This is a genomic window from Pseudomonas sp. H1_G08, assembly GCF_054681355.1.
This window is the reverse complement of the sequence record NZ_CP162822.1, coordinates 2,003,721-2,022,275: the sequence shown is the minus strand read 5'-3', so window position 1 is coordinate 2,022,275 and position 18,555 is coordinate 2,003,721. Positions and strand designations below refer to the sequence as shown.

The 18,555-nt window shown below is 61.4% G+C and carries 13 protein-coding genes; 8 read left to right on the top strand and 5 right to left on the bottom strand.

All coding sequences use genetic code 11. The features are described 5' to 3' along the window. The first annotated feature begins 131 nt into the window (after positions 1–131). The 4 genes from AB4N85_RS09235 to AB4N85_RS09220 all read left to right on the top strand — a co-directional run bounded on the left by AB4N85_RS09235 (position 132) and on the right by AB4N85_RS09220 (position 6,635). The gene (locus AB4N85_RS09235; protein ID WP_252867666.1) at positions 132–1,784 is read left to right on the top strand and encodes a VRR-NUC domain-containing protein; all 1,653 of its coding nucleotides are present in this window, start codon (positions 132–134) and stop codon (positions 1,782–1,784) included. After that, positions 1,781–4,111 (top strand): ATP-dependent DNA helicase, encoded by a 2,331-nt coding sequence (locus tag AB4N85_RS09230; protein ID WP_252867665.1) that lies wholly within the window; start codon positions 1,781–1,783, stop codon positions 4,109–4,111. Before AB4N85_RS09235 ends, AB4N85_RS09230 begins: the two co-directional genes overlap by 4 nt. Continuing rightward, the gene (locus AB4N85_RS09225) at positions 4,104–6,023 is read left to right on the top strand and encodes a hybrid sensor histidine kinase/response regulator (protein WP_252867664.1); all 1,920 of its coding nucleotides are present in this window, start codon (positions 4,104–4,106) and stop codon (positions 6,021–6,023) included. Before AB4N85_RS09230 ends, AB4N85_RS09225 begins: the two co-directional genes overlap by 8 nt. A gap of 78 nt (positions 6,024–6,101) precedes the next feature. After that, a complete protein-coding gene (locus AB4N85_RS09220; RefSeq protein WP_016774826.1) occupies positions 6,102–6,635 on the top strand; it encodes a hypothetical protein in 534 nt (177 codons plus the stop codon). 234 nt (positions 6,636–6,869) lie between these two features. On the opposite strand, the gene AB4N85_RS09215 is transcribed toward AB4N85_RS09220, so the two are convergent. From AB4N85_RS09215 to AB4N85_RS09195, 5 genes are all read right to left on the bottom strand, one after another. Then, positions 6,870–7,163, bottom strand: coding sequence for a hypothetical protein (locus AB4N85_RS09215; RefSeq protein ID WP_252867663.1), 294 nt, complete (start codon positions 7,161–7,163; stop codon positions 6,870–6,872). A 184-nt stretch (positions 7,164–7,347) separates the two neighbouring features. Further along, positions 7,348–8,691 (bottom strand): cation:proton antiporter, encoded by a 1,344-nt coding sequence (locus AB4N85_RS09210; RefSeq protein WP_041480294.1) that lies wholly within the window; start codon positions 8,689–8,691, stop codon positions 7,348–7,350. A 42-nt stretch (positions 8,692–8,733) separates the two neighbouring features. Continuing rightward, positions 8,734–9,345: a Yip1 family protein gene (locus AB4N85_RS09205; protein WP_056786193.1), complete on the bottom strand. Its 612-nt coding sequence runs from the start codon at positions 9,343–9,345 to the stop codon at positions 8,734–8,736. A gap of 87 nt (positions 9,346–9,432) precedes the next feature. After that, complete coding sequence (locus AB4N85_RS09200; RefSeq protein WP_252867662.1) at positions 9,433–10,290, bottom strand: glucose 1-dehydrogenase; 858 nt, start codon at positions 10,288–10,290, stop codon at positions 9,433–9,435. Positions 10,291–10,518: 228 nt separating this feature from the next. Then, positions 10,519–11,673 carry a MalY/PatB family protein gene (locus tag AB4N85_RS09195; protein ID WP_252867661.1) on the bottom strand — a complete coding sequence of 385 codons (1,155 nt, stop codon included), beginning with the start codon at positions 11,671–11,673 and terminating at the stop codon, positions 10,519–10,521. A 351-nt stretch (positions 11,674–12,024) separates the two neighbouring features. Here AB4N85_RS09195 and fdnG point away from each other — a divergent pair, with 351 nt between their 5' ends. The 4 genes from fdnG to fdhE are packed head-to-tail and all read left to right on the top strand — an operon-like array spanning position 12,025 to position 17,618. Next, complete coding sequence (gene fdnG / locus AB4N85_RS09190; protein ID WP_252867660.1) at positions 12,025–15,090, top strand: formate dehydrogenase-N subunit alpha; 3,066 nt, start codon at positions 12,025–12,027, stop codon at positions 15,088–15,090. Continuing rightward, positions 15,091–16,026 carry a formate dehydrogenase subunit beta gene (gene fdxH / locus AB4N85_RS09185; protein WP_016774818.1) on the top strand — a complete coding sequence of 312 codons (936 nt, stop codon included), beginning with the start codon at positions 15,091–15,093 and terminating at the stop codon, positions 16,024–16,026. Continuing rightward, positions 16,023–16,688, top strand: a complete 666-nt coding sequence (locus tag AB4N85_RS09180; protein ID WP_041480299.1) for a formate dehydrogenase subunit gamma — start codon at positions 16,023–16,025, stop codon at positions 16,686–16,688. The genes fdxH and AB4N85_RS09180 overlap by 4 nt, the downstream gene beginning before the upstream one ends. Positions 16,689–16,691: 3 nt before the next feature. After that, on the top strand, positions 16,692–17,618 hold the full coding sequence (gene fdhE, locus AB4N85_RS09175; RefSeq protein WP_252867659.1) for a formate dehydrogenase accessory protein FdhE: 927 nt from the start codon (positions 16,692–16,694) through the stop codon (positions 17,616–17,618). Positions 17,619–18,555: the final 937 nt, after the last annotated feature.

Genomic DNA, 18,555 nt, shown 5'->3' with positions numbered 1-18,555 from the left:
GCCAGCAGCGGCGGAAAAGTTCGATGGCGGCACGAAAAAATGCCATTGATCTTTTTCCGTTTGCGCCGGGCGGCGCTGAGCTGTTATCTGTACGCATAACCAGTGTTCGCTTGCCGTGGCTTTGAATTCCCGTGACCTCCAACCCTCTCGACGATCCGTTCTATTACCTCAACAACTTCCGGCAAGTGCTTGATTGGCTTGGGCTTCGTTATGCCGATGTGATGAGCACGAGCGAGCACGGCTTCATCCGCGACTTCAACACGCTGCCGCAAGCCTCGCAGGGATTGCTGGTGCGCATGGTCATGCGCAAGGGCATTCACTTTCGCGCGAGCAAACTCAATTATCTGGAAATCGGCGACATCGCTGAGGCGGCGCAGCCGTTGCTTGATCGCGGCTGGCTCGATGAACACGCTGCGCTGACCCTGGCAGAGCTGTTTGATGTCCTGCTCAAGGCCGAGCTGCTGCAAGCGTTCGGCACCTTTATCGATCAACCGAAAGGGCGCAAGGACGAATGGCTGCCCGTGCTGGCCGAACAGTTCAGCGAGGCGCAAACCCTGCGCGTCTGGGCACCGCAACTGGCCGATCGGCTGTTCAGCCTGACCCTGATGGATTTGTGCGATCGCCTGCGCCTGATGTTCTTCGGCAATCTTTATCAGGACTGGTCGGAGTTCGTGCTGGCCGACCTGGGCATCTTCACTTATGAGAAAGTCGAGTTCTGCGCCGACTCCCGAGGCCTGCGCAGTCGTGAAGACGTCGACGCCTGCCTGTTCCTGCATCAATGCCAACTGCGTTTCGAGGCCGGTGAGCCGCTGGCGGAAATCGTCGAACAGATCAACGCCGTGCAGTTCGACAACCCGTGGCTACGCCGCCGGCAAGCCAAGGCGTTGTTCCAGATCGGCCAGTATGCCGAGCGTATCGGCGACTTTGCGCTGGCCCTGAGTGTTTACCGCGACTGCGCGTATCCGGGCGCACGGCTGCGCATGATCCGTGTGCTCGAACGCTGCGGCGAATACGCGCTGGCGCTGGAGCTCGGCACGCTGGCCGAACAGGCACCGCAAAGCGCGGCCGAGCAACAAGGTTTGCAACGCATCGTCCCGCGTCTGCGGCGTAAACTCGGTGGCCCGCCGCTCAAGCGTGCCAAGGCCAGAGAGGTCGAGCGCCTCGACTTGCACTTGCCACGCGTCGATCCGACGCGATCGGTGGAATTCCATGTGCAAGCGCACTTGCACGCCGATGACGGCCCGGTGCATTACGTCGAGAACAGCCTGATCAATTCACTGTTCGGCCTGTTGTGCTGGCCGGCGATCTTCGCGCCGTTGCCGGGCGCGTTCTTTCACCCGTTCCAGCGCGGCCCGGTGGATCTGCTCAGCGAAGACTTCCTCGAGCGCCGCGCCGAGCTGTTCCAGGCCTGCCTGGGCGAACTCGATGACGGCCGCTACGCCGAGACCATCCGCCAGCGCTTCGTCGACAAGTGGGGCATCCAGTCGCCGTTCGTGTTCTGGGGCGCGCTCAACGAAGACTTGCTGGAACAGGCGCTGGCCTGTCTGCCCGCCGAACACCTGAAACACTGGTTCAATCGCCTGTTGCTCGACATCAAGGCCAACCGCGCCGGCATGCCGGACCTGATCCAGTTCTGGCCGCAGCACAAGACCTACCGGATGATCGAAGTCAAAGGCCCCGGCGACCGCTTGCAGGACAATCAACTTCGCTGGCTGGAGTTCTGCCACGAGCACCGGATGCCGGTGGCGGTGTGTTACGTGCAATGGGCGGAGCAGAGCGCTTGAGTTACAGCGTTGCCGTGCGTGCACTGTGCGAGTTCACCGCCAAGACCGGTGATCTCGACCTGCGCTTCACCCCGTCACCAACGGCGCTCGAAGGCATCGTCGGCCATCGCACCGTGGCGTCGCGGCGCAGCGAGCAGTACCAGAGCGAAGTGGCTCTGCAAGGCGAATTCGGCGAGCTGAAGGTCAAGGGCAGGGCGGATGGCTACGACCCGGCGCAAAACTGCCTGGAAGAAGTCAAAACCTATCGCGGCGACCTGAGCAGGCAACCGGCCAATCACCGCCAGTTGCACTGGGCGCAGGCGAAAATCTACGGCTGGTTGATGTGCCAGAAACTGCAATTGCAGCAGATCAATCTGGCGCTGGTGTATTTCGACGTCGTCAGCGAAAAGGAAACCTGCCTGGTCGAATCCCACAGCGCCGAGTCACTCCAGACGTTTTTCACGCAGCAGTGCGGCTTGTTCCTGCAATGGGCCGAGCAGGAAATGGCCCATCGCGAAGCGCGCAATCTGGCCGCGCAGCAACTGGCGTTCCCGCATGCGGATTTTCGTCCCGGCCAACGGCATCTGGCCGAATCAGTGTTCAAAGCCGTCAGCACCGGCCGCTGTCTGATGGCCCAGGCACCGACCGGGATTGGCAAAACCCTTGGCACGCTGTTTCCGATGCTCAAGGCCCTGGCGCCGCAGCAGCTGGACAAGGTGTTCTTTCTCACCGCCAAGACTCCCGGACGCAAACTGGCGCTGGATGCCAGTCAGGTGTTGTTCAAGCAGACGCCTGAGTTGCCGCTGCGGGTGATGGAAATGGTTGCTCGCGACAAGGCCTGCGAACATCCGGACAAAGCCTGCCACGGTGAATCCTGTCCGTTGGCCCAGGGGTTTTATGATCGCCTGCCGGCTGCCCGCGAATCTGCCAGCCATATCAATCTGCTGGATCAGGCGGCAATGCGTGAAGTTGCCGCGCAGCACAGCGTATGCCCGTATTACCTGAGTCAGGAAATGGCCCGTTGGGCGGATGTGGTGGTTGCCGACTACAACTATTACTTCGACTTCAGCGCGCTGCTGTTCGGCCTGGCCCAGCTCAATCAATGGAAAGTCGCGGTGCTGGCCGACGAGGCGCACAACCTGGTCGAACGCGGCCGGCAAATGTACAGCGCCAGTCTCGACCAGTTCACCCTCGCCAGCGTGCGCAAAACCGCGCCGGCAGCGCTGAAGAATTCCCTGCAACGGGTCAACCGTGAATGGAACGCGCTGCATGCGCCGCAACTGGCGGCGTATCAGGCGTACGACAAGGCGCCGGACAAGCTCCTGCACGCCATCTCGCTGTGTTGCGCGGCCATTGGCGATTACCTCAACGAGCATCCACAAGGCCTCGACAGCGGCCTGCAGAATTTCTATTTCGACTTGCTGCAATTCGCCCGGGTCGCCGAGCTGTACGACGAGCATTACCTGTTCGATATCAGCAAACGCGATCTCGACCGCAAACGTCCGTTGTCGCAACTGTGCCTGCGCAACGTGGTGCCGGCTTCGTTCATCGGCCCGCGCCTGACAGCGGCGCGCAGTAGCGTGCTGTTCTCGGCCACGCTGAGCCCGCGCAATTATTACGCCGACCTGCTCGGCACGCCCGCCGACACGGTGTGCATCGACGTCGAATCGCCGTTCAGCGCCGAGCAGTTGCAGGTGCACATCGTCAGCCAGATCTCCACGCGTTTTAACCATCGCCAGGCCTCGCTGGAGCCTATCGTCGAGCTGATCGCGCGCCAGTTCAGCGAGCGCCCGGGCAACTATCTGGCGTTCTTCAGCAGTTTCGATTACCTGCAACAGGTCGCGACGTTATTGGCCGAGCGCCATCCGCACATCACCCAGTGGCTGCAATCGCGGGGCATGGCCGAGGGCGCGCGGCAGGCGTTTCTCGACCAGTTCAGCGCCGACAGCCAGGGCGTCGGGTTTGCGGTGCTGGGCGGGGCGTTTGGCGAGGGCATCGATTTGCCCGGCGCGCGGCTGATCGGTGCGTTCATCGCCACGCTGGGGCTGGCGCAGCTCAACCCGGTCAACGAGCAGATGAAGCGGCGCATGGCCGCCATTTTTGGCGCCGGCTACGATTACACCTATCTGTACCCGGGGATGCAAAAAGTCGTACAAGCCGCCGGGCGGGTGATTCGCACCCGTGAGGATCGCGGCACGGTCATGCTCATTGATGACCGCTTTGCCGCAAGCCGCATCCAGCAACTGCTGCCGCGCTGGTGGGCGATCAAAAGCGAACCGGCACTTTCCAAATCAGTGGATTCACGCATACTTCAGCCCATGACAGTGGCTGGTGAGTGTGATGAGTGAAAACAACAGTACCGCAGCGATCGAAGACAGCCGTTTCCGGCTGCTGATCGACGCGGTTGTCGACTACGCGATCTACATGATCGACCCCGACGGTACCATCACCAGTTGGAACTCCGGCGCCAAACGCTTCAAGGGCTACGAAGAAGCGGAAATCATCGGCGAGCATTTCTCGCGCTTCTATACCCCGGAAGACCGCGCCAACGGCATGCCGCAACGGGCGCTGGACACTGCGATCCGTGAAGGTCGCTTCGAAGGCGAGGGCTGGCGCGTGCGCAAGGACGGCACGCACTTCTGGTCGCACGTGGTGATCGACCCGATCATCGACCCCAACGGCGAACTGCTGGGGTTCGCCAAGATCACCCGCGACCTCACCGACCGCAAAATGGCCGAGGAAACCCTCAAGCAAAGCGAACAGCAGTTCCGCCTGCTGGTGCAGGGCGTCACCGACTACGCGATCTACATGCTCAGCCCCGAAGGTTGCGTCAGCAACTGGAACCAGGGCGCGCAGCGCATCAAGGGTTACCTGCCGGAAGAAATCATCGGCCAGCATTTTTCGATTTTCTACACCCCCGAAGACCGCGAACTCGGCGAGCCGCAGCGCTCGCTGGAGATTGCCACCCGCGAAGGCCGGTTCGAGAGCCGCAGTTGGCGGATGCGCAAGGACGGCACGCGGTTTCTTGCCCATGTGGTCGTCGATGCAATTCGCGGCGACACCGGCACGCTGCTCGGCTTTGCCAAGATCACCCGTGATGTGACCGAGGCGCACGAGGCGCAGCAGGCCCTGGAAAAGACCCGCGAGGCGTTGTTCCAGGCGCAGAAGATGCAGGCGATCGGCCAACTCAGCGGCGGCATCGCCCATGACTTCAACAACCTGCTGACGGTGATTCTCGGCAACCTTGAGATCGTGCAGAAACGCATCGGCGACGCGCCGAAAATCGCTCGACTGCTGGAGAACGCCACCCAAGGGGCCTTGCGCGGTGTCTCGCTGACCCAGCGCATGCTGGCCTTCGCCCGGCGTCAGGAACTCAAGACCGAATCGGTGGATATCCCGCAACTGGTGCAAGGCATCACCGGGCTGCTGCGCAGTTCGCTCGGGCCGGGGATTCGTATCGAAACGCGCTTTCCCGACGATCTGCAGCCAGTGCTGGCCGATAGCAATCAGCTGGAACTGGCGATCCTCAATCTGGCGACCAACGCCCGCGATGCCATGCCCGAGGGCGGCACGGTGATCATTCAGGCGCAAGCCGAAGTGGTGCTGGAACAAACTCATTCGACCCTGGCGGCGGGGCGTTACGTCTGCCTGAGCCTGATCGACAGCGGCGAAGGCATGGACGAAGCCACGCTGGCCTGCGCCCGCGACCCGTTCTTCACCACCAAGGGACTGGGCAAAGGCACCGGGCTCGGTTTGTCGATGGTGCATGGCTTCATCGAGCAGTTGGGCGGGCGCTTTACTCTCAAAAGCGAGAAGGGCCACGGCACGGCGGCCGAACTGTGGATTCCGGTGGCGCTAGAGCAAACGGCCAGTCGCCTGGCGTACAGCAACGCCGCGCCCATTGCGGTCCCAAGGCTCAGCGTGTTGGTGGTCGATGACGATTCGCTGGTGCTGACCAGCACCAGCCTGCTGCTCGAAGACCTCGGCCACCGCGTCATCGGCGCGACCTCCGGCGCCCAGGCGCTGGCGCTGTTCGATCAGGGCGAAGTCATCGATCTGGTGATCACCGACATGGCCATGCCAAAAATGAGCGGCGCGCAACTGGCTCACGCCTTGCGTATGCTCAAGCCGGATTTGCCGATCATTCTCGCCACTGGATACGCCGAACGTTTGGAAGGCTTCGCCGCCGATCTGCCGCGTCTGCCGAAACCGTTCACTCAGTTGAATCTGGTCCAGATCATCGCCCAGTCGATGAAGTGATGCGCTGGTCGATCCGGCTGAACTAGTGCTGACGCGTGCCTTTCCAAAAGTCTTGTTCACTTTTGGAGGGCACGTCTCTTGTCTCGCATATTGACCCAGCCAAGCGCTGTTGAAGAAGCCTTGGCCGAGCACGACGCCAAGATGTTTGGCTCACCCAAGGAGCGGCTGGATTTCTATCGCCGGGAAATCCAGTACGAAACCAGCATCCTCGCCAACCGCACCGACGCCTATCTGGCGGCGCAGTCGTTTCTGGTCATTGCTTTCGCCTCGTGCATGGCCAACCTAAATCCCGAGTGGGGCAAGATGTTCACCCTTGTCGTGCCGCCGTTTCTGGCGCTGCTTGGTGTGCTCAGTTCGCTGAATGCCTGGCCGGGGATTCGTGCGGCTTACGACATCATCGATCACTGGCACTTTAAACAAAGCCAGTTGCTGCACAGCGAACCGGTGATGGGCGCGGCGTATGACGAGTCTCCACTGTTCAGCGAAATGGAATCGAGCCACAAGGGCTATCGCAAGTCGCTGCTGTTCTCAGTGCGCACGCCTTGGATTTTTGCGACGTTCTGGGTGATGTTGGGGGTGTATGCGGTGTTTATTCAGGTGACCAATCCTTGAGGTGGATTGGTCGGGGGCAGGGGACAGGTGCTGGATTTTGTGGTGTCTGTGAGATCTTACCCCCTCACCCCAGCCCTCTCCCCCAAGGGGGCGAGGGGGAAAGGGAGCAGATCTTCATGCTTTTCAAAATCTACATTCGGCGCGGTATGCCAGGTCGGTGTAGCACGTGAGAACACCTCGGTCAGTCCCCTCTCCCTCGGGGAGAGGGCTAGGGTGAGGGGCTTTTGACTTTTATCACGCGGTTTCCAGCTCACGCCGCGGTGTAACAGCATTCTGCACCGCTGCCGGAATAGGCGGGAAATCCTCATTCAGCACACACAGATGATCAATTGCATCTTCAAATTTCGCATCGGCTTTCTTGCGCAGTGCCCGGTATTGCTCAAAGCGTTCGAAGTCGGTCGGGGTCTGTTCCAGCAGCGCGTTGGCCGCTCGGTTCAGTCCGTGGGCTTCTTCGAACAGTTGACGATTGCGTTCCAGAGCCAGTGCTCTGCAAGCCTTGATTTGCGCAGGAGTCGAGCATTCGTTCATGACTGTGACCTTGTTTGTGTCGGGGTTCCGTTTGATAGGCTGTTCACCGCAGGGGAACCGAACCTGCCGGGTCGCGCTGGATGGTTGGCGCGGTTAAAGGTGTGACCCTTGGGTCGCGCCCGGCGATCCATTTTTTTGTAGAAAAATCTTCGATGATTTTCGGCAAAGCGCAGCGGTTGAAGAATCAGCTTTTTCGTTGCTTCAGACTTTCATAGCGCGCCAGCATCGGCTGTGTGCTGATGCCATGCAGCAGGATACTCAGGGCCACCACCGACAACGTGATGTCGGTACAGACCTTGGCCACGTCGGAATCGAGGCCATGGTTCAGGGCGAAGAACAGATAGAAAAGGCTGCCGATGCCACGAATGCCAAACCAGCCGATCAACAAACGCTGCGGTCCGCTGAGCAGATTGCCCCACGGCATCAGCGCCACGCTCAGTGGACGAATCAGACAGAACAGCACGGCGCCGATCCACAACGCCCGCCAGTCCCAATGCGCAATCAGCACGACACCGAGCAGGGTCACCAGAAACACTTCCATCGCCCGCTCGACCAGACTGCCGAATGCGAGCATGTCGCCCATCATGATTCCCGCCGCGACCTGGCTGTCTTCCAACTGCTCCGTGTCGCCATGCACGGCGTTCTGTGGTTCGACGTTCTGATGACCGACCACCGGCTGCACCAGATGCTCGGCAGGCGCTTGGGTGATGCCCGTGGATTTCACTTCCTCCTGACGCAGACCCAGGCCAGCAGCGAAGACCGCGAGAAAGCCGTAGCCGCCAATGGCGTCGGCCACCACGTAGGACAGTGCGATCAGCGCGAGGGTCAGGTAATCGTTCGGGCCGAGGGTGCTGTCCTCGTTGTGAATGCGCAGCAACAGAGCGATGCGGCCAATGCCGCGCCCCATCCAGTAACCGGTGAGCAAACCCGCCGGCACCGCCCACAACAGACTGCGAAGCACCCAGTGCTGCCATTCGCCAGCGCTGCCGTCACCGTGCAGCAACAGCAGACCGAGAATCACGAAAGGGAAAGCCACGCCATCATTGAGCCCGGCTTCACCGGAGAGGCCGAAGCGCACGCTGTCGACGTCCTGCGCATCATTGACCTGCACCAGTGCAGCGAGCACCGGGTCGGTCGGGGCCAGAATCGCGCCGATCAGCAACGACGGTCCCCACGGCAATTGCAGGCCCCAATGCAATAGCAGGCACACGCCGATAATCGTCAGAATCATTACCGGCCCGGCCAGACCAAAAGCGATACGCCAGGTCTTGTGGGCCAACGGCAACCGCAGCTTCAGACCGCAGACGAACAAGGAAAACAGCACCGCGACTTCAGTCAGGTGCTCCATCCACAATGATGATTCTTCCAGCGACAGTTTTAGAAGTTCGAGGCCGCTGGGGCCGATGGCGATGCCGAGCAGCAGGCACACCGCCGAGGTGGTGACCGGCATCCAGCGCAACCAAGACGACGTCAGGGCCAGCGTCAGCAGCACGGCGCCGAGCACCGCGACCCATACGCCGAAACTCATGACCGCTCACTGCAGCGAACTTTCGAGGACAGGCGCACCGGGTCAGCTCACGGTCGTGCGCAGGTACTCGGGGATGAGCACGTTGAACCACAGCAGAATCATCGACACCAGCATGGTCACCAGCACCAGCAGGCCGACGCCCCACACGCACGCCGAATACAGCAGGCCTTGCTCCTTGCGCTCATGCATGAAGGTCGGCAGGCCGACGAACAGCAAGAACGTCGAATAGATCGACGCCGCGCCGAGCACCAGAATCGCCAGCCAGCGGCTCGGGTACAGCCCGGCGATCCCGGCGAGGAAAAACGGCGTCACCGTGTAAGCGGCAAACCCGATGCATTGATTCAGCGTTGGCCGCGCATCGAACGATCGCGACATCCAGCGAATGAATCCGCCGATAACCGCCACACCGGCGACAATCGTCACGTACAGCAGCACGCTCAACTGCAGGGCGCTGGCCGTGCTCAGGCGCACGTTCTCACCCGCGGCGAGGCTCCAACCGACTTGAGTGGTGCCGATGAACAGGCACACGGCCGGAATCAACGCGAGCAGCAGCAAATGCGCGAGGTAGTGGCGGGGATGGGTTTCTTCTTCGCGGCGGATATCGGTCCAGGCGAAGTTGGGTTGGGTGAAGAGTCTGACGAGGGGGGCGGACATGACAACCTCCTGTTCCAGTTGGCCCGTAGGCGCTTAAAGGTATGGAGAGATGCCATGCCGCTCGGGTTCAGTTTTTCTGCTGCACGGTTACAGCATCGGTTTGCCGCCGGTCACGCCGTAGCGCTGGCCGGTGATATAGCTGGCTTCGTCGGAGGCCAGCAGCACGTAAATCGGTGCGACTTCCACCGGTTGGCCCGGACGGCCGAGCGGGGTGCTGCCGCCGAAGTTCTGTACTTCTTCGTCGGGCATGGTCGAGACGATCAGCGGCGTCCAGATCGGGCCAGGGGCGACGCTGTTGACGCGAATTTCCTTCGGCCCGAGCATCTGCGCCAGGCCACCGGTGAAATTGGCGATTGCGCCTTTGGTGGTGGCGTACGCCAGCAGAGTCGGCTTGGGCATGTCCGAGTTGACCGAGCTGGTGTTGATAATCGACGAACCGGGGCGCATGTGCTTGATCGCCGCCTGGCAGATCCTGAACATGGCGGTGATGTTCACGTCGAAGGTCATCACCCATTCGTCATCGGGGATTTCCTCGAAGTTTTCATGTGTCATCTGGAACGCAGCGTTGTTGACCAGAATGTCGATGCGGCCAAAGCGCTCGACAGTCTTGTCGACCAGCGACTGGCACTGAGCCTTTTCGGCGATATCGCCCGGCAGCAGGATGCACTGACGCCCGGCCTGTTCGACCCAGCGTGCGGTTTCCTTGGCGTCTTCGTGTTCATTCAGGTAAGCCACGGCGACGTCGGCGCCTTCACGGGCGAAGGCAATCGCCACCGCGCGACCGATGCCGCTGTCGGCACCGGTGATCAACGCAATCTTGCCGGCGAGGCGGCCGGAACCGACGTAACTTTGCTCGCCGCAGTCTGGATACGGTTCCATCTTGCGTTGCGAGCCGGGCACCGGTTGGGCTTGTTTCGGGAAGGGTGGTTTTGGATAGTCAGTCATCGCAGGGTCTCCTGATTTCAAGTCCAGTGTTCCGGGTTGACCCGGTGGCTTTGCCTTGAGTTCGATCGGATTTGCGCTGGATTTAGTTGGCTATGCAAAACCAATGTGGGAGCGAGCCTGCTCGCGAAAGCGGTCTGTCAGACGATAGATGTGTCGACTGACACTGCGCTTTCGCGAGCAGGCTCGCTCCCACAGGGATCATTTACACAAGGGAATCTCGGGGCAGGATCAGAGATTGCGGTTTGCCAAAGCCCGCTCCATCCGCGCAATCCCTTCTTCGAGCAACGCCCTCGGGCAACCGAAGTTCAAGCGCACGAACTGCTGATGCCGGTCACCAAAATCGAGCCCGGCACTCAGCCCGACCTTGCCCTGTTCGAGGAAGAACCGCTGCGGATCCGGCAGGTCCAGCGCGGTGCAATCGAGCCACGCCAGATACGTGCCCTGCGGCACATTGATGGTCACGCCCGGCAGCCGCGTGCGTACGGCGTTCACCAGCCAGTCGCGGTTGGCCTGCAGGTAGATTTTCAATTCCGCGAGCCAAGGCCCGGCTTCGCTGTAGGCGACGCGGGTGGCTTCCATGCCCAGCGGGTTGACGCTGTCGACCATGCCGCAGCGGGCGTGGTTGACGCGTTCACGCAGCGCGGCGTCCTGGATGATCATGAACGAGGTCTTCAGACCGGCGATGTTGTAGGCCTTGCTCGCCGACATCAGGGTGATCGTGCGTTTGGAAATTTCCGGACTCAGCGAGGCGGTGGGAATGTGCACGCGGCCGTCGAAGCACAGTTCGGCGTGGATCTCGTCGGAAATGATCCACGCGTCCTGCGCTGCGCAGATATCCGCCACTGCCTGCAACTCTTCGCGATCGAAGACCTTGCCGATCGGGTTGTGCGGGTTGCTCAACAGCAGGGCGCCGCCGCCTTTCAGTGACTCGCGCAGTGCGTCCAATGGCGTGGCGTAAGTGCCATCGGCCTGGGCTTCGAATTGCAGCTCGACCTTGTTCAGGCCCCAGTGGCCCGGCGCATGGCGCAGCGGCGGATAGTTCGGCACTTGCACGACAACATTCTGCTGCGCCTGGACCAAGGCCTTGAGGGCCATGTTGAAACCCGATTCCACGCCCGGCAGGAAAATCAGCTCCTGCGGTTTGACCTGCCATGCGTACTTGTTCCACAGGTCGGCGACGATGGCGTCGCGCAGGTTGTCCTGGGCCACGCTGTAACCGAGCAGCGGGTGCAGCAGGCGCTGTTGCAAGGCTTCGACGATGACCGGCGGCGCGGCGAAATCCATGTCAGCGACCCACATCGGCAACACATCCGTCGGGTAACGGCTCCACTTGGTGCTGCCAGTGTGGTGGCGGTCGAACAGCTGATCAAAATCGAAAGTCATGCGCGGTCTCGGGGCGGCGGGTGGTTCGTGGGCGCCATGATAACTCGTGGCCCGGGCGGGGCACATAAATCCTGACGGCAACCTCATAACCCTGTGGGAGCTGGCTTGCCAGCGATGGCGCCGGCACAGTCGGCATAGGTGTTGCTGACCCACCGCAATCGCTGGCAAGCCAGCTCCCACAGGGATTGGGGTGCAGAGCAAATTCTGCGCCCAGACACCCGACGGTCGGTTTTCACACAATCGGCAAGGTCTTTGTCTACAGTGAAAAAGTCGGCGTCAAGGCGTCGCAACCGTGATTGTCCAGATAAAGCCCGGCGCAAGTACCGGGTTCCACCTGATCAGGAGTGCACGATGGATCTCAGCCGTCGTCAGTTCTTCAAGGTCGCCGGTATCGGCCTTGCAGGCTCAAGCCTGGGCGCGTTGGGCATGGCCCCGACGGCGGCCTTCGCCGAGCAGGTGCGTCACTTCAAGCTCGCCCACACCCGTGAAACCCGCAACACCTGCCCGTATTGCTCGGTCGGTTGCGGTTTGATCATGTACAGCCAGGGCGATGCCGGCAAGAACGTGGCGCAAAACATCATTCACATCGAAGGCGATGCCGACCACCCGGTCAATCGCGGCACGCTGTGCCCGAAAGGCGCGGGCCTGCTCGACTTCATTCACAGCCCCGGCCGCTTGCAGTACCCGCAAGTGCGCAAGCCCGGCAGCAATGAATGGACGCGCATCGGCTGGGACGAAGCCCTCGATCGCATCGCCGACCTGATGAAGGCCGACCGCGACGCCAACTTCATCGAGAAAAATGCCAACGGGCAAACGGTGAATCGCTGGCTGACCACCGGTTTTCTCGCGGCATCGGCGGCATCCAACGAAGCCGGCTACATCACTCAGAAGGTGATTCGCAGCCTCGGTCTGCTGGGGTTCGATAACCAGGCGCGTGTCTGACACGGCCCGACGGTGGCAAGTCTTGCCCCGACGTACGGCCGTGGTGCCATGACCAACACCTGGACCGATATCGCCAACGCGAATCTGATCCTGGTGATGGGTGGCAACGCAGCAGAAGCGCATCCGTGCGGCTTCAAATGGGTGACCGAGGCCAAGGCGCACAACGCCGCGCGGCTGATCGTGGTTGACCCGCGTTTTACCCGGACCGCTTCGGTGGCCGACTATTACGCGCCGATCCGCACCGGTACCGACATCGCCTTCATGGGCGGATTGATCAATTACCTGCTGACCGAGGACAAGATCCAGCACGAATACGTGCGCAATTACACCGACGTGTCGTTCATCGTCAAAGCCGGCTATGGCTTCGAAGACGGCCTGTTCAGCGGCTATGACGCGGAAAAACGCAGCTATACCGACAAGTCCGGCTGGGGTTACGAATTCGCCGAGGACGGTTTCGTCCGCGTCGACCCGACCCTGCAAGACCCGCGCTGCGTTTATCAACTGATGAAGCAGCATTACAGCCGCTACAACATCGACCTGGCCAGCCAGATCTGCGGCATGCCCGTCGACGCCATGCAGAAAATCTGGGAAGAGATCGCCACCTGCTCGACACCGGGCAAGACCATGACGATTCTCTACGCGCTCGGCTGGACGCAGCACTCGATCGGCGCGCAGATCATCCGCAGCGCGGCGATGGTGCAGTTGTTGTTGGGCAACGTCGGCATGCCCGGCGGTGGCGTCAACGCTTTGCGCGGGCACTCGAACATCCAGGGTCTGACCGATCTCGGCCTGCTGTCCAACGCCTTGCCCGGCTACCTCACGCTGCCCAGCGACAGCGAGCATGACTACGGTCAGTTCATCTTCAAACGCACGCAGGTTCCGCTCAGACCGGGGCAGCTTTCGTACTGGCAGAACTACAGCAAGTTCCACGTCAGCCTGATGAAATCCTGGTACGGCGCCAACGCCACCGCCGAGAACAACTGGCTGTTCGACCATTTGCCGAAGCTCGACATCCCCAACTACGACGTGCTGAAAATGTTCGATCTGATGAGCCAGGGCAAGGTCAACGGCTACTTCTGCCAAGGCTTTAATCCGATCGCTGCGTTACCGGACAAGAACCGCGTGATGGGCGCTTTGGCCAAGCTCAAGTGGCTGGTGGTGATGGACCCGCTGGCCACTGAGACTTCGGAGTTCTGGCAGAACGTCGGGCCGTACAACGATGTGAAAACCGCCGAAATCCAGACCGAAGTCATTCGCTTGCCGACCACCTGTTTTGCCGAAGAGGACGGCTCGCTGGTCAACAGCAGCCGCTGGCTGCAATGGCATTGGAAAGGCGCCGACGGCCCCGGCGAAGCGCAGACCGACATTCGCATCATGAGCGAACTGTTCCTGCGCCTGCGCCTGCGCTATCAGAGCGAGGGCGGCAAGTTTCCCGATCCGCTGCTCAAGCTGTCGTGGCCATACAAGATCCCCGACGAGCCTTCGCCGGAAGAACTGGCGCGGGAAATCAACGGCACCGCTGTCAGCGATTTCACCGATGCCAGCGGTGTCACTGTGAAGGCTGGTACGCAACTGGCCGGTTTCGGCTTGCTCAAGGATGACGGCAGCACCGCGTCCGGTTGCTGGATTTTCGCCGGCAGCTGGACCGAGGCCGGTAACCAGATGGCCCGGCGCGATAACGCCGACCCATTCGGCATGCACCAGCATCAGGGCTGGGCGTGGGCCTGGCCGGCCAATCGGCGGATTCTCTACAACCGCGCCTCGTCGGACCCGGCGGGCAAACCGTGGGACCCGAAAAAACGACTGGTGTGGTGGAACGGCAAGGCCTGGACCGGCACCGATGTGCCGGACTACAAGGCCGACGTGCCGCCGGAAGCCGGGATGAATCCGTTCATCATGAACCCCGAAGGCGTGGCCCGGTTCTTCGCCGTGGACAAGATGAACGAAGGGCCATTCCCTGAGCACTACGAGCCCTTCGAAACGCCGATCGGCATCAACCCGCTGCACCCGCAAAACAAGAAGGCCACCAGCAACCCGGCGGCGCGGATCTTCGATTCGGTCTGGGAAACCCTCGGCGAAGCCAAGGACTTCCCGTACGCCGGCACCAGTTACCGGCTTACCGAGCATTTCCATTTCTGGAGCAAGCACTGCAAGTTGAATGCGATTGCTCAGCCCGAGCAGTTCGTGGAAATCGGTGAGGTGCTGGCGAACGAGAAGGGCATCGCTGCCGGTGATCGCGTGCGTGTCAGCTGCAAGCGCGGGTTTATCGAAGCGGTGGCGGTGGTGACGAAACGGATCCGGCCGCTGCAGGTCAACGGCCAGGTCGTGCATCAGATCGGCATCCCGCTGCACTGGGGTTTCACCGGCCTGACGCGCCACGGTTACCTGACCAACACCCTGGTGCCGTTCCTCGGCGATGGCAACACTCAGACCCCGGAATCCAAGTCATTCCTGGTCAACGTGGAGAAACTGTAAATGGCCAGCCAAGACATCATTGCCCGCTCGGCCACCACCACCGTGCCGCCGTCGGTGAGGACTCAGCAAGGCGTTGCCAAGCTGATCGACACGACCAAGTGCATCGGCTGCAAGGCCTGCCAGGTCGCCTGCTCGGAATGGAACGAGCTGCGCGACGAGGTCGGCCACAACCACGGCACCTACGACAATCCGCAGGATTTGACGGCGGATTCGTGGACGCTGATGCGCTTCACCGAGCACGAAACCGACGCCGGTAACCTTGAGTGGCTGATCCGCAAGGACGGCTGCATGCACTGCGCCGAGCCCGGTTGTCTGGCCGCGTGCCCGAGCCCCGGGGCGATCATTCAGCATGCCAACGGCATCGTCGATTTCGATCAGGACCACTGCATCGGTTGTGGCTATTGCATCACCGGTTGCCCGTTCAACATTCCGCGCATTTCGCAGAAGGATCACAAGGCCTACAAATGCACACTGTGTTCCGACCGGGTGGCGGTGGGGCTGGAGCCGGCCTGCGTGAAAACCTGCCCGACCGGCGCGATCGTCTTCGGCACCAAGGAAGACATGAAAGAACACGCCGCCGAACGCATCGTCGATCTGAAAAGCCGTGGTTTTGAAAACGCCGGTCTGTACGACCCGGCAGGCGTCGGCGGCACCCACGTGATGTACGTGCTGCATCACGCCGACACGCCAAAAATCTATGCAGGTTTGCCGGACCATCCGGCGATCAGTCCGCTGGTGGGCTTGTGGAAAGGCATCAGCAAACCCCTCGGGCTGCTGGCGATGGGCGCGGCGGTGCTGGCCGGGTTCTTCCACTATGTGCGCATCGGGCCGAATCGTGTCGAAGAGGATGAACACCCGACGCCACCCGATACGTCGGTGCACGTGGTCGACCCGGCGGTGCACACCTTCGATCCACGCGGGGAGGAGCGGCCATGAGCAACAAGACGATCTTGCGTTACAGCGCCAACCAGCGCACCAATCACTGGCTGGTGGCGATTCTGTTTTTCATGGCCGGGTTGTCCGGGCTGGCGTTGTTTCATCCGTCGCTGTTCTGGCTCAGTAACCTGTTCGGCGGCGGCACCTGGACGCGGATCCTGCACCCGTACATGGGCATCGCCATGTTCGTGCTGTTTCTCGGCCTGGTGTTCAGCTTCTGGCGTACCAATTTCTTCATCGCCAATGACCGCCAGTGGCTGCGGCGGATCAACCGGGTGATGGTCAACGACGAAGAAAGCGTGCCGCCGGTGGGCAAATACAACGCCGGGCAGAAGTTGCTGTTCTGGACTTTACTGCTGTGCATGCTCGCGTTGCTGTTCACCGGGCTGGTGATCTGGCGCGCGTGGTTCAGCGCGTACTTCGGCATCACCACGATCCGCTGGGCCATGCTGCTGCATGCGCTGGCTGGATTCGTGCTGGTGCTGAGCATCATCGTGCACATCTACGCCGGCTTGTGGATCAAAGGTTCGGTCGACGCCATGTTGCATGGCTGGGTCAGCCGGCCGTGGGCGAGAAAACACCATGAACTGTGGTACCGCGAGGTGACCCGCGACGAACAGCCTCGGGACGTGCCCGAGCGACCGCTGACAAAAAAGGGCTGACTTTTGCCAAGCATTCTTGAACCTGGGGAAATCGAGGCGGCGGCCAGTTCGCCGCCGTTTCTGTATCTGCCGCCACGTAACCTGTTTGCCCTGCGCGCTGAGCGCCTCGAGCGTCTGGCCGAGGGCAATGGGTTGGCGGATTACCTGCGGCTGATGGCCGGGTTGTGCCGGGCGCAGCAGCAGGTCTTCGACGATCCGCCGCTCACCGCGCCGTTTGATGCGCAGCGTTTCGAAGCCTGTCAGCAACACGGTCTGCCACCATTCGCGGCAGATACCTTGGTGCGCGAAGATGCCTGGCAGCCGTGGCTGGACGCCTTGCTGCAGCGCTATGCGCCAGCGGATCAACCTGCAGTGATCGACGCGCTGGACACTCTGCGCGGGGCCAGTTCCGGCCAGCTGCGCGCGTGGGCGGTGGCGCTGGTCAGTGGGCAGTATTCGCTGGTGCCGGCGGCGCTGGTGCCGTTTCTCGGCGCCGCGCTGCAAACCGCCTGGAGCCACTGGCTGCTCAGTGTGCCAAATCTGCAACTCAAGCCTGGCGACAGCCTTAGCCAATGCCCGGCCTGTGGTTCGCCGGCCATGGCCGGGGTGATTCGCCATCGCGGCAAGCACAACGGTTTGCGCTATCTGGTCTGCTCGCTATGTGCCTGCGAATGGCATGTGGTGCGGGTCAAGTGCGTGTATTGCGAGCAGAGCAAGGGCCTTGAGTATCTGAGCCAGGAAGACGACCGGCACAGCGCCGAACAGGCGCCGCTGCGCGCCGAAGTCTGCCCGAGCTGCAACAGCTACCTGAAATTGCTCTATCTGGAGAACGACGCCGAAGCCGAGGCGTTGTCGGCGGATCTCGGCAGTTTGCTGTTGGACATGCGTTTGGCCCAGGACGGCTATCAGCGTCTGGCGCCCAATCTGTTGCTGGCGCCGGGGGACGAATGACCAGAGCGAAACTGTGGAAGGGGGTGTGCTCCCACAGGTTTTTGTGGTGACCAACAATGTCCATTCCACCCCGAATCCCTGTGGGAGCTGCCTTGCCAGCGATTGGTCGGCACATCCACCACCTTCTTTGACGGACCCACCGCAATCGCTGGCAAGCCAGCTCCCACAAGTCTATGTGCCGAATCACAAAGCCCGGTCAGCCCCGGATTTCCCTGTGGGAGCGAGCCTGCTCGCGAAGGCGTCGTTTCAGACACATCATCTTTGACTGACTTACCGCATTCGCGAGCAGGCTCGCTCCCACAGGTTTTTGTGGTGACCAACAATGTTCATTCCGCCCCGAATCCCTGTGGGAGCTGGCTTGCCAGCGATTCGGTCGGCACATCCACCGCCTTCTTTGACTGACCCACCGCAATCGCTGGCAAGCCAGCTCCCACAGATTTGTGTGCCGAATCACAAAGCCCGGTCAGCCCCGGGTTTCTCTGTGGGAGCGAGCCTGCTCGCGAAGGCGTCAGGTCAGCCACATCCACATTGACTGACACACCGCTTTCGCGAGCAGGTTCGCTCCCACAGGTTTTTGTGGTGACCAACAATGTTCATTCCACCCCGAATCCCTGTGGGAGCTGGCTTGCCAGCGATTGGTCGGCACATCCACCGCCTTCTTTGACTGACCCACCGCAATCGCTGGCAAGCCAGCTCCCACAAGTCTATGTGCCGAATCACAAAGCCCGGTCAGCCCCGGATTTCTCTGTGGGAGCGAGCCTGCTCGCGAAGGCGTCAGGTCAGCCACATCCACACTGACTGACACACCACATTCGCGAGCAGGCTCGCTCCCACAGACTTCTGTGCCGAATCACAAAGCCCGGTCAGCCCCGGATTTCCCTGTGGGAGCGAGCCTGCTCGCGAAGGCGTCAGGTCAGCCACATCCACACTGACTGAC

Coding starts and splice junctions, on each gene's coding strand:
- AB4N85_RS09225 (WP_252867664.1), top strand. CDS start 4,104: ATGAGTGAAAACAACAGTACCGCAGCGATCGAAGACAGCCGTTTCCGG.
- AB4N85_RS09215 (WP_252867663.1), bottom strand. CDS start 7,163: ATGAACGAATGCTCGACTCCTGCGCAAATCAAGGCTTGCAGAGCACTG.
- AB4N85_RS09210 (WP_041480294.1), bottom strand. CDS start 8,691: ATGAGTTTCGGCGTATGGGTCGCGGTGCTCGGCGCCGTGCTGCTGACG.
- AB4N85_RS09205 (WP_056786193.1), bottom strand. CDS start 9,345: ATGTCCGCCCCCCTCGTCAGACTCTTCACCCAACCCAACTTCGCCTGG.
- AB4N85_RS09200 (WP_252867662.1), bottom strand. CDS start 10,290: ATGACTGACTATCCAAAACCACCCTTCCCGAAACAAGCCCAACCGGTG.
- AB4N85_RS09195 (WP_252867661.1), bottom strand. CDS start 11,673: ATGACTTTCGATTTTGATCAGCTGTTCGACCGCCACCACACTGGCAGC.
- fdxH (WP_016774818.1), top strand. CDS start 15,091: ATGGCCAGCCAAGACATCATTGCCCGCTCGGCCACCACCACCGTGCCG.
- AB4N85_RS09180 (WP_041480299.1), top strand. CDS start 16,023: ATGAGCAACAAGACGATCTTGCGTTACAGCGCCAACCAGCGCACCAAT.